This is a genomic window from Hymenobacter sp. (assembly GCF_036387835.1).
Taxonomy (GTDB): Bacteria; Bacteroidota; Bacteroidia; order Cytophagales; family Hymenobacteraceae; genus Hymenobacter.
In genome coordinates this window covers 24,157-36,765 of the sequence record NZ_DASVSY010000063.1, presented here as the reverse complement: position 1 = coordinate 36,765, position 12,609 = coordinate 24,157, and the positions used below count along the sequence as shown (strand labels likewise).

Sequence of the window (12,609 nt, the reverse complement as noted above, 5' to 3'; positions counted from 1 at the left end):
CTTATGGCTCACAACTTCACCTTTCACCACCTCACCATTCACCACCTCACCTTACTGCCCCGAGGGGTACAAATCGGGAGGGTTGTGCTCGTTGACGTGGGTGGGGAGGGGGTGGAGAGCCTGCGTTTGATCGATGAAGAGGAAAGCATCGTACCGGTCGGGAATGATGGAGGGCACGTAGTTGCCAAACCGCTCGAACTCGGGGCGATACACCACGCCGATGGCCCGGTGGCCAATGGGTTGCTGGAGTTCCTTATACTCATGCAATTCCGAGGAAAGCAGCAGGGCATCGTCGCCAGCTAGCTGCTGGTGGAGCCGGTTTTCCCAAGAGTCGCGCGAGGCGGCGGGAACGGTCATCTTTTCGGGGGAAGCACCCCATTTTTTGCCCGCAATAACGGAGCCCTCGTAGGAGCCGAAACCCGCAATAAACACGTTTTCACGGCCGTAGGCGTCCCGGGCTAGCTGCCCGACGTTCACCATGTCTTCGCGGCGCATGTCGGTGTAGCGGGCGTCGCCGACGTGGGTGTTGTGTTCCCAAATGATGGCTTTGCTGTCGGGGCCGTGCAGGTCGAGGAGGCGGGTGAGGGTTTCCATCATGTGGTTGTCGCGCACGTTCCAGGAGGCAGAGCCGCCGCGCAGCATAGCCCGGTAGTAGCGCTCGGCATTCACGGCTACCAGCGCGTTTTGGTCGGCCGCGAACGTGGTTTCCCGGTCGGCTAGGCCGTCGGGCTGCTGGTTGGCAGTTTGTTTGCGCAGAGCACGCAGCATCTCGTTCACCTCGTCCTGGCAATCGTCGGAAACGTAGGCAATGGCTTGCGCATATTCCTGCGGGTCGTTGCCGTAGGGCTCGAAGCACTGGAAGGCCCGCTGCGCCGCCTGCACGGCCCCGTGGCCCTGCTTTTCCACGTAGTGCATAATCTCCTGCAACGATTCCCACAGGCTATAGACATCGAGCCCATAGAAGCCTACCCGCTGCTCGATGGGCTGGCGCCGGTTGTGGGCGTGCAGCCACTCCACGAGGCCCGCAATTTCCCAATTGCCCCACATCCAGGTGGGCCAGCGGTTGAAGGTGCGCAGCAGTTCGGGCACCGCGCCGTACGTCACTTCGTCTTTCTTGATGGCGGCATTCACCTCGAAACAGTCGGGCCAGTCACCTTCCACGGCCATAAACTGAAAGCCTTTCTCTTGGATGAGCCGCTTCGAGATAGTGGCGCGCCACGTGTAGTACTCAGCGGTGCCGTGCGAGGCTTCACCGAGCAGCACAATGCGCGCATCGCCAATGGCTTGCATCAGCGGATCGAGGTCGGAGGCGGTGCGCAGGGGGTGGGTGGGCAGGTTGGTTTTCATGGCTGTGGTCGAGATTGGGAGGGGCAGAAACGGCAGCGTGCGCCCCGAATTGCTTCGGGGCGCACGCTGTAAAGGTTATGGCAAACGAAAGACAAGCTTACTTGTGGTCTTTCTTGAGGTTCTTGCCGAGGTCTTCTACCTGTTTGAGGAAGTCAAGCGCGTCGGAGTCGCCGTAGGTGCCGTAGGCCGAGGAGATGGTGCCCCGGATACCGTCGGAAGTTTCCAGGGCATACAGGATAGACATATCGTCGGGGTCACTCTCGCCCTCGAAGCGGTAGAAGTCCACAATCACTACTTCGTTGGGGGCATAGCTCTTGCTCCGCTCTTCACTGATGGTATGCAGGCGGCCGTCGGACACGCGAAAATCTGCCGTGAAACCATCCTTGTTGAGCTTTTCTTCCACTTTCATGAGTGAGCGTTCTTCTTCTTTGTCTTGCATGATGGTAGAGTTCGGTTGAAAAGCTGAAGCATTAAAAGGGCGTTAAAATAAACCCCCGTACCGGCTATACGGAGCCAGTACGGGGGCAGGTTGCCAAAAATATGGAAAGTGAAATGTGCAGCTACTTCGCGCCCCGGTTAGCCGCGGCCTCAATCGTGCGTTGCAGCCTATCGACGTCGATGGTGCCGCAAGCGCCACCGCAGCCTTTTGCGCATCCTGTCGAGGTTTTATCGAAAAAGGCCCGCCAGAAAATGCGTCCTACATAAAAGGAAGCCCCGGCAAAAAGCAGAACAATAATGAGCGTCTGAATCCACATGATGACAGCAAAACTACTGAAGTTCGTTTTTGGTTGCTCGTTTTTGGTTTTTCGACGGACAGTTTAAACGAAAATGGCCTTCAAGGCGAAAAACCAAAAACGAGCAACCAAAAACGAATAACGAGCTATTTCCAGAACTCCCGAATCGTATCCTGCATTTCCTGGTGGATGTGGCCGTTGCTGGCCACCAGTTCCCGACCGAAAACAGGGTCGCCATCTTCCAGAAACTGCGTGACGCGGCCCCCGGCCTCGCGTACGAGCAGGATGCCGGCGGCTACGTCGTAGGAGTTGAGGTTGAACTCGAAGAAGCTTTCGAAGCGGCCGGCGGCTACGTAGGCCAGGTCGACGGCAGCGGAACCAAAGCGGCGGACACCGTGCGAGCGTTGCATGAAGGCGCCTAGTAGCTGCAAGTAGGTGTTGAGCTGGCCGAACTGCGAGTAAGGAAAACCAGTGGCAACCAGGGAGCCGCCGAGCGTAGGAATGTCGCTGACGCGGATAGGAATTTCGTTGCAGAAGGCCCCGGCGCCGAGGGCAGCGCGGAAGCATTCGTCGCGGTTTACCTCATACACAACACCGGCAACTAACTCTTGGTGGTGCATTAGGGCCACGCTGACGGAGTAGCAGGGCAGGCCGTGTACGAAGTTGGTGGTGCCGTCGAGCGGGTCGATAATCCAGTTGTATTCGTCGGCTTGCACGGCGCCTTCAGTGCCTTCCTCGGTGATGAAGCCCGCTTCGGGCAGTAGCTCCCGCAGCCCGGCTACGAGCAGCTTTTCCGTTTCCTTGTCAACGTACGATACCAGGTCGTGCAGGCCTTTGGTTTCGACGCGCCCCCGGTCGAAGGTGGCAGCTTCCTGACGAATAAACTGGCCCGCGTGACGGGTAACGGCGGCTAACTGAAAGCTGAGTTGGTTGAAATCCATAAGGCGAAATGGCAGAAGCGGTGGCTGGTGCCGTAGATGAATCACAAGATTAAGTGAGTGAATTAGGTACTAACAAAGATCCTAGCTCGTACGAAAAGGCTTTTTGTCGTTCCGACGCAGGAGGAATCTGAGTACAATCTTTAAACGGCTTAACTCAGATTCCTCCTGCGTCGGAATGACAAGCAACCCTTACGCCACGCCTCTGCTAAACCGCCGCACCAGCACAAATGCCAGCAGCAACACCGCTAACACCTGCGTGGCAGGGCCTATTAGGTCGCCGTGCTGCACATAGAAGGTTAACTCTTGGTTGAGATGCACGGCGTGGCGGCTAACGGCTTGCACCCACCACTCGGTGCGCGTCAGGACTTCGCCTTTTTGGTTGATGAAACCCGAGATGCCGGTGTTGGCAGAGCGGGCAATGTCGCGGCGGGTTTCGATGGCGCGGAGGGTGGCGTACTGGAAGTGCTGCTTGTGGCCGGGCGAGTCGCTCCACCAGCCGTCGTTGGTGATGATGCCGATGAGGGTGGCGCCGTTCTTGACGTATTCGGCCATGAAGTCGCCATACACCGACTCGTAGCAGATAGACGGGGCCAGGCGCAACGCCGGCGTATTGGTTTTAAGTACGGTCCGCTGGTCCTGACTGCCGTAGGAGCCCACGGTACCGCCCAAGTCGATGTTGGCAATGAGCTTGGTAAGCGCTACCGGTACCTTCTCCACGCCCGGCACCAGCCTGGACTTGTGGTAGAATGTAACCGGAGCCGTAGCACTGGTGAAATGCGCCGCCGTGTTGAAGACGTCGTAGTAGCCTAGGTCGTCGCGGAAGCGGGCCGTCGGTGTCGCCGCTTCTTTGCTGTTGCCATACATTTTGACGGTAGTCATGCCCGTAATCAGCTCGACGCCAGGGTGCTGCCGCAGCCAGCCGCGCAGGCGCACCACTTTAAAGTTCGACTCGAAATTCTGCTCTAGATACGTTTCCTCTAGTGCCGTTTCGGGCCAGAGGACCAGTCGGGTTTGCGGCGTAAGCTGCTGCTCGGTCAGGCCAATGAGGCGGCTCAGCTGCGCGTCGTAGGGAATAAAGTTGGGGTTGCTGCTGAACTTCTCCAGAAACGGGTCGACGTTGGGCTGCACCACAAGCACCTCGGCCGTTTCGCCTTTCTCCTGATAGGTTGCCCCGATGAGGTAAGAAGCCAGCACGGGCAGCAGCACGGCTAGTATCGGTGCCAGCCAACGGGTGGCCAGCGGCCGGCCAAGCGGAGCTGCATCGGGCCGATGTAGAACAGATGTTGAGTTGTTAGGAGTAGTACTAGTATTCTGGAAACCGAACCAAGCGTGGAACACCAGAACACTTACCACCCATATCCACAGCGAACCGCCCAGGAAGCCGGTGTACTCGTACCATTGCACCCATTGGTTGGCTTGGGCGAAGCCGTTGCCGAGGGTAAGCCAGGGCCAGGTCAGGTCCCAATGCAGGTGTAGCTGCTCGAAGGCAATCCAGTAGATGGGCAGGGAGAGGTAGCCGAGCTTCGGTCCAGCCAGCCGCTTGGTGTGATAAAATGCCATGGTGGGAATGCACATCAACAGCGCGTTCAGCACAACGGCCGCAATACCGCCGCCTAAGGTGCTGAAACTCACCCACCACGTGGTGAAGGCATTCCAGAGCACCAGCAGCAAATACGTGTAGCGAAACACCTTCCAGCCACTAACGCCGCGTGCTACCAGCAACTGCTCCATCCGCAGATACGGCACCCACGCCACCAGCAGCACGGCCGCCAGCGCCGATAGTGGGGCCGGGTGTACCGGCCAGCCTAGCCACAGCAGCCCGGCTCCCAGCAAAGCCAACAAGGCAGGCTGCCCGGCAGCCAAACGAATCGGGGTTAATTCGGCCCCACCGGCTACTACCGGAGTAGGTATAATCTTTTTAGTCAGCACGACGCTCTTCTTTAAGGTCCTCTTTAGAATCTTTGCGGCCTTGAACTACTAACACTATTTCTCCTTTGATGCTGGCGCGAGCCGCGAAGTTGGTAGCCAGCTCCGCCAAAGTTCCGTTAACGGTTTCCTCGAACAGCTTGGTCAGCTCCCGGCTCACCGAAGCCGGCCGCTCCGGCCCCAACACCTCGGCCAACTGCTCTAGCGTCTTCACAATGCGGTGCGGCGACTCGTAGAAAATCAGGGTGCGGGTTTCCAAGGCAAGCTCACGCAAGCGGGTCTGGCGACCTTTCTTCACCGGCAGAAATCCTTCAAACGAAAACCGCTCGGCCCCGAAGCCTGACTTCAGCAGCGCTGGCACGAACGCCGTGGCGCCCGGTAAGCATTCCACTTTCAAGCCCTTAGCCAGACATTCTCTTACCAACAAAAAGCCAGGGTCGGAAATTCCGGGCGTGCCGGCATCTGATACCAACGCCATGGTTTCGCCTGTTGAGAGCCGCTCCAGCAGGCGCTGCACTTGCTGGTGCTCGTTGTGAAGGTGGTAGCTGAGCATCGGCTTTTTCAGCCCCAGGTGTTGCAGCAGCCGGCCGCTGGTACGGGTGTCTTCGGCCAGCACCGTATCCACCTCGCCGAGCACCCGGATAGCCCGTAGGGTAATATCCTCGAGGTTACCAATAGGAGTGGGCACTAAGTAGAGCAGGGTAGCAGCTGGTTCCGACATAGGCGCAAAGGTACGTGTTTGAGGGGAGGAGGTGAGGTGGTGAAATAGTGAAATGGTGAGGTGGTGAGTTCGATGTTCGACCTGCCCAAGTGGCGCAGTTGGCGCAGGTCGAACGTCAAACTCACTACTCACCACCTCACTATTTCACCACAGCGCCATGCTTGGTAGCCAGCTCATCAATGGCTTCGGCTAGCCGATGGTCGCGCTTGGTGACGGTATTGCCGGCGTCGTGCGTACGCAGCCGAAACTCGACGGTACTGTACTCGTTGGCCCACCACGGATGATGGTCGAGTTGCTCGGCCGCCTCGGCTACGTCGGTCATGAAAGCGAAGGCCGCCTTGAAGTCAGGAAACCGGAAGGTGCGCGTGAGGGCATTGTCGTGTTCAATCCACATGAGGTAGAGAGGGGATAAAGTTAGAAGGTAGAGGGGACGGAGAAGGCCGCCAAGCCTAGCTGGCCCCGCTTGGCGAAGCGTCTGGCTAAGGTGGCAAACGCCCTTACCGTGGCAACGATTCGAGCGAAATACTTCGACGATGCTCCGCTTCGCGGGTGCCAGCTTCAGTATAACGTTTTTCTGTCTTACGCCGCCAGCTGTTCCCGCACTTCCATTAGGGCAAAGCCTAACAGGTTGAGGCCCTGCCACTCCGTGGGGTTGTTAGCGTGGGGGCTGTCTTGCGCTAGCCCTATTCCCCAAATGGCATCTACCGGGCTAGCTTCTACCAGCACGCGGGGCCTGGTTTGCAACAGAAACTCTTGTAGCGCCGGGTGCTGGCTGAACTTGGCGGCATTACCCTGGACTACAATGTTGAAGCGCGCCGCCTCCCAACGGGCACCATCGAAATTCTGAACGCCACGGCCTAACTTCTTGGCATCGTTGGGATGACGAGCCTGGAGAATAGCAGCGCGGGTAGCTTCGTCATCAAACAAGCGGGCTTTTTCGGCCATCACATAGTGCTCGGCGGTGGCGTAGGTGTCGCCATCAAGCGTGAAGGCCGCCGGATACCATTGGCTGAAACACTCTTTGCCGACTGCTGCTCCTGGCTGGCCGGTGTGGCCCCAAAAGAACAAATACTTTACGGGCTCCTCCGCTGCAAGATGCTGGAGTAGCGATTCAGTTGACCGGATGGGTGGTAGAGTAGGAGGCATTGCAGGCGAGGTTTAAAAGGTTTCCTTCGAAAGTAAGCCAAGCAGTTGACAAGCATTACGCCCCTGTAGAGAAACATACCGGTAAGCAAATGGAGGCGCATAACCTAAACCCAAACTCCCAAACCACAGTACATAGTATTTTCCTACCTCCCCATCAAGAGCACACTACTCCTATGGCTATCGACCCTAAGAATCGCCCCGTCCGCGTTATCAACGACGATACTACCGACCAGGAGTTGGCTGCTGGCCATATCACGCCCGGCGGCGACCCACCCAAGAATGAAGATGCCCGCGGTGGCTTCGGCAACCGAGAGGGCCGCGAAGGCTACGGCACCGATACGGCCAACGGCATTACGGCCCTCGGTGAAAACCGCAACGCCGACGCCACGACCCTACCCCCCGACAATATTCTCTCCGACGAGCAGGGCCGCAACCGGCAAGCCAACCAAGACATGCCCAACCCGGACCTCATCGACGATGATACCCGTATCGAGGCCCGCCGCCCCGTTGATGAGCTAGATGCCGACGACGCCCGCACCGGCCTCGATGAAATGGAAGACCCTGATTCTCGGGTCGGGATGGGCCAGATGGAACAGCCGCAGCCCAACAACGACGTGCTGGCTCGCCAAGGTACCAACGCCGACCTCACTGACCCCACCGCCACCGACACAGCAATTGACCAGTAGTCAGTTACCCGTTGTGAGTTGCCAATTGCCAGTTTTGGTTTCTGCTTGATAACTACCTGGCAACGGGCAACTCACAACCAGCCACTGACACAACCTTCACCTCAAATTTCCAAACGCCATGCCTTACAAAAGCAATAACACCAACCACCAGTCCAAGGAAAACCACGGCAGCCCCACTCAATCTGAGCAGCCTAAAGCCGCCGGTAACTTGCCCGTAAACGACCGGGACGAGCAAACCGAAGACCGGCTTGAGCAGGAAGCGCAGGATGCCGGTACTCGTCACCCCAACCGCAACCTCGATAAGCCGGAGCTCGATAAGCCTCCTTACAGCTAAGAGTTGTTAGCAAGTGAAAAGCACCTTCCACCCCGGAAAGGTGCTTTTTCTTTTTTAAATGAACTTGCTGTCGTTGAGCTTGTAACCTGCTGATTGGGGCAGTTCAACGCCTACTGTTCTTTTGTTGTCTCCGTGTTCTTACTCGCTACGTATGGCCCGCTACGTTACCACCGATTTGCATGGCTGCCTGCAAACCTTTCAACACTTGCTGGAGCATGAGCTAAAGCTACTGCCAGAAGATGAGCTGTTTGTGCTCGGCGACTACGTCAACAAGGGCCCCAACAGCCGCGGCCTACTCGACTATCTGATGGCACTGCCGAAACACGGTCTTCGCGTGTATTGCCTGCGCGGCAACCACGACCAAGAACTGCTCGACGCCGCCCGCGGCCAGCACGACCTCACGTGGGCCTCAGCCGCCGACCGTGCGCTCACCCTGGAAAGCTTCGGTGTGACCCGCCCCGAAGATATTCCGGCTCCCTACCTCACCTGGCTCGACGAGCTGCCTTATCAGCTCGATATCGAAGGCTTTACGCTGGTACATGCCGGCTACAACTTCCGCCTGCCCCCCGATCAGATGCGCACCGACTGGCACACTATGCTCAACATCAAGCAATTCACCTTCGACGCGGCCCGTCTGCAAGGCCGGCGCCTGCTGCACGGCCACGTACCCACGCCCACGGCGGAAGTGCAGCGTCAAGCCCGGGTGAAAGCCCAGGCCATCGGCCTCGATACTGGCTGCGTCTACCGCCACAACCCTGAACTAGCCCACCTAGCCGCCCTCAACCTCGACTCTTTCGAGCTGACGTTGCAACGCAACATCGAGCCAGCCTATGAAATTGCCCGCCGATAACGAGCTTATTTTCACGAAGTTAGTTTAAGCTTGTACGGACAGTGGACAACGCAATAGCTAACTGCATGAAATTCAGCACGTCCTGCTCATCTCGCGTGCTGAGGTTGTAATGCTATTGTCATACGGACGCAGCAAGCATCTGGCATACTTCGTTGAGTTTACTATACGAGCTAGATGCTTCGACTCCGGCTCCGCGGATGCCAGATGAGCAGGACGGTTTTCTTGGGACTGTCCGCTCCTAGGTGATGCTGTTGCGGTCTTCCTAATTCAAAGGGTGCACACACGAAAATAGCTCGGCAATTCGTGTAGCTTTAGGTAGCCTAAAAGTGCCTGCCTAACTCTAGCCTTCATGCCTGATATTCAAGCCTCTGCCTTGCCCGCCAATATGCCGGTGCCTCACCTGCGCACCGCTGCCACTCCGCCGGCCCGGCTGCGGAAACGGGCTTGGGTGAAAGAGCGGGTCTTTCTGGTGCAGAACATCGTGCGGGGCAACCTGATTCACAACACGGGCGGCGCGCTGAATGTAATGCGGTTGCTAACGATGCATAAAATGCCAGCCGGCCTGCTTGCGGCCGGGCACCCGTGGGTGACAGGGCAGATGCCGGACGCGCAGGGACCCGTATGGCCGCGCAACCTAGTGTTTCGGACCACCGTGGGTACGCAGTGGGTGGAAGCCGGCTACACCCCCGAGGCCGATGAAGTGATAGTAAGCAAGGTGGGCAAGTTCCTGGCGGGCATGGTCGGCAAATCGGTGCCGACGCCGGAGATTCCGCATGGCTCGCGCCGTCGCATGCCGCACGCCATCAACTACTTGCACGGCGCAGTGCACTACAACGGCCTCACCCTGCTGTTCAATAATTTCGCCGAAGCGCTGGACTACTTAGCTGATTCGCGGTTTCGGAAAGAGTTACGCCGCCTGATTCGGGCGGAGCGCCGGGAGGTGACGTTGGTGTTTCGGGAGAGGAACTACGACCCCGTATCCTACGCCTATTTTTCGGCCTTCGTGATGTCGCATTTGCCGTGGTTTGCCAACGTGAATGGGGCGCAGCGCCGCGTTATGTGGGGCAACCCCTCGCCCTACCCCGCCGTGAACATCATCAACGGGAAATGGGTGGCCGATACCGAACGCCTGCGCCGCGGCGACACGGCCAGCATCGTGCGCACCCCCGTAAACCCGACGCTGTACTTCCAGGGTGAATACGGTGTAGCCGCCCGCGACGTGAACAAGCTAGAGAAGACCCACGCCTTCCTCATCAACCAGTGGGTGCGGCGTCGTGGCTTCCGCGGCGGCCTCTATTTTGTGGACCGGCGCAAGATAGAAGCCGAGCGCTATCAGCAATACCAGGCCACCAACGGCCAAAATTTTATCGGCAACGAGCTGATTCAAAATCCCTTACGGCGGCGTAAAAAGTAACCAGGATAGTCAGCGAGCCAGAGGCTACGAGTTGCCTACCAAGTAAGAAAATTCACTGCTTCACACCTTGTCCTGCCGGATCATCGTGCGGTATAGGTTTACCAGGCTTTGCTGAGAGGCACCAAGCCGATGCAGCATCGTAATCAGGTAGTAGATGCTCTGGAGCCGCCAGACGCCGTTTTCGCGGTATTTGCGGGCCGAGGTGACGATGGGGCCCGGCAGGATCTGAAACGGGGCCACGCGCCGGAGCCGCCGCGTGATTTCCTGGTCTTCCAGCACGAGCATGTCTTCCCGGTAGCCCCCAATCTGGCTGAACAACTCCCGGCGAGCAAATAAGCTTTGGTCGCCGAAGCGAAATAATTCCAAGCTGAAGCGCGTGAACCAGGCATTCACTTTCAGAAACCAGCTTGGGTGGTCGAAAGCCAGCCGGTAGCAGCCGGCTCCGCTGCCCTGCTTCACGGCCGCTCGTATTTCCTGGTTGAAGCCGACCGGCGGGTAGGTGTCGGCGTGCAAAAAATAAAGAATGTCGCCGGTGGCGTGGCGGGCCCCGCAGTTGAGTTGAGTGGCTCGGCCCTTGCGCGAACATTGCACGACGCGGGCTCCCGCTTGCCGCGCGGCCGCCGCCGTACCATCAGGACTATCGGCATCCGCTACTATGATTTCCAGGGCGTTATCGCCCTGCGTAGCCTCTTGGAGGTAGCGCACCAGCGGGCCAATGCCGTCCACTTCCTTGTAGGTAGGAACTACTACGCTAATGAAAGCCGGGACACTGGCAGAAGCTGCTTGAGTGGAAGCAGGGAGCATACTATCAGAGGACTAGAGAACTACCGTTGGGGGCTGCCGCGCAAGCACAGAAGCACCACGACGGGCGCGCAACTAGTCGTGGGGGAGCAGCACCTTGGCACGCAGTACTTGCTGAGCGTGCAACTGATACGGATTTTGTGGATCGGTGGCGACGGTTTGCAAATTAGTGCGCGCTTGCGGCAACTGACTGGTGCGCCACTGGGCCATAGCCAGATGGTAAAGCGCCTTGCCGGCCAAAGCCGAAGTGGGCTGCCGGGTGGCGCGGGTGAGGTAGCTGCAGGCCGCGCCGGCTTCCTGGTGCCGCAGCAGCGCTACCCCGGTGTAGTATTGCAGCGTATCGTCGGCAACGGCGGCGGCGGAAACGCGCCGCAACGAGTACAGCGCCGCCTGATAGTGTCCGGCCCGGTATTGGCGCATGGCATCAATCAGCAGCGGACTTTTGGTGGCTTGGGCGGCTACTTCGGTTAAGCCCGGATCGGGCACGTAGTAGCGGGTCCAGGCTTCGGCGGCATCGAGGGGGCGGGGGCGCAACAGCAGCCACAGCCCAACACTCAGCACCAGGGCCACAATGGCGGCTACCAGACCCCACCGGACGCGGGTAGTAGCGGTGCGGTTCTGTATGCTAGCCAGCGCTACTTGCCGCTCGTCGAGGCGCTTGTCGAGGTTGCGGAGGCGGAGGCGGAGGGCTTCGTGGCCGGCCACCCAGCGCAGGTCGGCCGTGAACTGCTCGTATTCTTCGTACGCGGCGCTCAGCTTTTCGTCCTGCGCCAGCCGCAGCTCAAATACCTCCTGCTCCGCCTCCGACAGTTGCCCGTCCGCAAAGCGTTCCAGTTCATCTAAATAAGGGCGCAGGTCCATGGAAAGAGTTGTTGGTTGCTGATTGTTAATAATTGATTATTAACTTTTTAGTGGGCAAATAGGGTAAAAAATAAGAATTATAGCATTGAACTGATGCTCTGTAAGAAATCCTTGGTAAAACCATTAACAATCGACAATCATCAACCGGCCCGCAAGTGCATTTCATACAAGCGGCGCAGGCAGCTCGACTTCTGTATGCGGCCGACAGTGGCATTGGCGAAGCCCATCTTGCCGGCTAGCTTCTTGAAGTTGTAGCCGCGGAAGTAAAAGAACATCAGTACCTGCTGGCAGTCGGAGCTGAGTTGCCCGAAGAGGCCAAGCAGCCGGCGACGCCGACTGGCTTCGGCGGCGGGCAGTGCGGCGGTAGTGGTCACCGTTTGGGGCAGTTCCTCGGCCATGCTGTACACGTGCGCACGCAGGTCGGGCGGGAGCTTGGTGAGGCGGCCGTCGGCCACTTGGTTGTAGAACTCGACCAGCACCGAGCGCAACAGCTCGTGGGCAGCGGGCCGGGCGAGTTGTTGGTGCTGGCGCGCCCACTCCGCAAAGTCGTCGCGGTGGTCCTGATAGAAGTTGATCAGGAAAGTCTGGTTGCCCACGCGTAGGTGGGTCAGCGTATCGGCTAGAGGCTGTGGCACGGCACCAGGAAAAGACGAAAAACCAAAGATTACACCCGCAAACCGCAGGCGAAAGTGGAACAAGATACTGCCGAATTACGGTAGGCAGCCAGGAACGAACGGGCTTTTTGGGTGCTCTAGGGCCTCTAAGTGAAAGATTCGCCGTAGCGGACAATTCAATAAAACCTCTGTGCAATTAAGCGGTAGTCGCCAAGCCAAATAATGTAGTCCGAA

Annotated in this window: 15 protein-coding genes; 4 read left to right on the top strand and 11 right to left on the bottom strand. The window is 58.3% G+C overall.

The genetic code is table 11. The features are described 5' to 3' along the window. Positions 1-51: 51 nt before the first annotated feature. From VF639_RS11885 to VF639_RS11850, 8 genes are all read right to left on the bottom strand, one after another. Positions 52-1,347, bottom strand: coding sequence for an erythromycin esterase family protein (locus tag VF639_RS11885; RefSeq protein WP_331146123.1), 1,296 nt, complete (start codon positions 1,345-1,347; stop codon positions 52-54). Positions 1,348-1,444: 97 nt separating this feature from the next. Next, on the bottom strand, positions 1,445-1,786 hold the full coding sequence (locus VF639_RS11880; RefSeq protein WP_331146122.1) for a hypothetical protein: 342 nt from the start codon (positions 1,784-1,786) through the stop codon (positions 1,445-1,447). Positions 1,787-1,907: 121 nt separating this feature from the next. Then, a complete protein-coding gene (locus tag VF639_RS11875) occupies positions 1,908-2,102 on the bottom strand; it encodes a FeoB-associated Cys-rich membrane protein (RefSeq protein WP_331146121.1) in 195 nt (64 codons plus the stop codon). 125 nt (positions 2,103-2,227) lie between these two features. After that, on the bottom strand, positions 2,228-3,022 hold the full coding sequence (locus VF639_RS11870; protein WP_331146120.1) for an inositol monophosphatase family protein: 795 nt from the start codon (positions 3,020-3,022) through the stop codon (positions 2,228-2,230). A gap of 189 nt (positions 3,023-3,211) precedes the next feature. Next, positions 3,212-4,951 (bottom strand): apolipoprotein N-acyltransferase, encoded by a 1,740-nt coding sequence (gene lnt, locus VF639_RS11865; protein ID WP_331146119.1) that lies wholly within the window; start codon positions 4,949-4,951, stop codon positions 3,212-3,214. Next, positions 4,941-5,669: a 16S rRNA (cytidine(1402)-2'-O)-methyltransferase gene (gene rsmI / locus VF639_RS11860; protein ID WP_331146118.1), complete on the bottom strand. Its 729-nt coding sequence runs from the start codon at positions 5,667-5,669 to the stop codon at positions 4,941-4,943. Before rsmI ends, lnt begins: the two co-directional genes overlap by 11 nt. Positions 5,670-5,808: 139 nt before the next feature. Beyond that, positions 5,809-6,063: a 4a-hydroxytetrahydrobiopterin dehydratase gene (locus VF639_RS11855; RefSeq protein WP_331146117.1), complete on the bottom strand. Its 255-nt coding sequence runs from the start codon at positions 6,061-6,063 to the stop codon at positions 5,809-5,811. A 185-nt stretch (positions 6,064-6,248) separates the two neighbouring features. Next, the gene (locus tag VF639_RS11850) at positions 6,249-6,815 is read right to left on the bottom strand and encodes an NADAR family protein (RefSeq protein ID WP_331146116.1); all 567 of its coding nucleotides are present in this window, start codon (positions 6,813-6,815) and stop codon (positions 6,249-6,251) included. A gap of 173 nt (positions 6,816-6,988) precedes the next feature. On the opposite strand from VF639_RS11850, the gene VF639_RS11845 reads away from it, so the two are divergent. The 4 genes from VF639_RS11845 (at position 6,989) to VF639_RS11830 (ending at position 10,099) form a co-directional block, all read left to right on the top strand. Then, positions 6,989-7,501 (top strand): hypothetical protein, encoded by a 513-nt coding sequence (locus tag VF639_RS11845; RefSeq protein WP_331146115.1) that lies wholly within the window; start codon positions 6,989-6,991, stop codon positions 7,499-7,501. Positions 7,502-7,619: 118 nt separating this feature from the next. Beyond that, complete coding sequence (locus tag VF639_RS11840; RefSeq protein WP_331146114.1) at positions 7,620-7,835, top strand: hypothetical protein; 216 nt, start codon at positions 7,620-7,622, stop codon at positions 7,833-7,835. Between the two features lie 151 nt (positions 7,836-7,986). Continuing rightward, on the top strand, positions 7,987-8,685 hold the full coding sequence (locus VF639_RS11835) for a metallophosphoesterase (protein ID WP_331146113.1): 699 nt from the start codon (positions 7,987-7,989) through the stop codon (positions 8,683-8,685). 349 nt (positions 8,686-9,034) lie between these two features. Continuing rightward, on the top strand, positions 9,035-10,099 hold the full coding sequence (locus VF639_RS11830) for a hypothetical protein (protein ID WP_331146112.1): 1,065 nt from the start codon (positions 9,035-9,037) through the stop codon (positions 10,097-10,099). A 60-nt stretch (positions 10,100-10,159) separates the two neighbouring features. Here VF639_RS11830 and VF639_RS11825 read toward each other — a convergent pair whose 3' ends face one another. The 3 genes from VF639_RS11825 to VF639_RS11815 form a co-directional block, all read right to left on the bottom strand. Next, entirely contained in the window at positions 10,160-10,903 is a 744-nt protein-coding gene (locus tag VF639_RS11825) for a TIGR04283 family arsenosugar biosynthesis glycosyltransferase (RefSeq protein WP_331146111.1), read from the bottom strand. A 72-nt stretch (positions 10,904-10,975) separates the two neighbouring features. Continuing rightward, entirely contained in the window at positions 10,976-11,761 is a 786-nt protein-coding gene (locus tag VF639_RS11820; protein ID WP_331146110.1) for a hypothetical protein, read from the bottom strand. Between the two features lie 140 nt (positions 11,762-11,901). Further along, positions 11,902-12,396 (bottom strand): RNA polymerase sigma factor, encoded by a 495-nt coding sequence (locus VF639_RS11815; RefSeq protein ID WP_331146109.1) that lies wholly within the window; start codon positions 12,394-12,396, stop codon positions 11,902-11,904. Between the last annotated feature and the right edge of the window lie 213 nt (positions 12,397-12,609).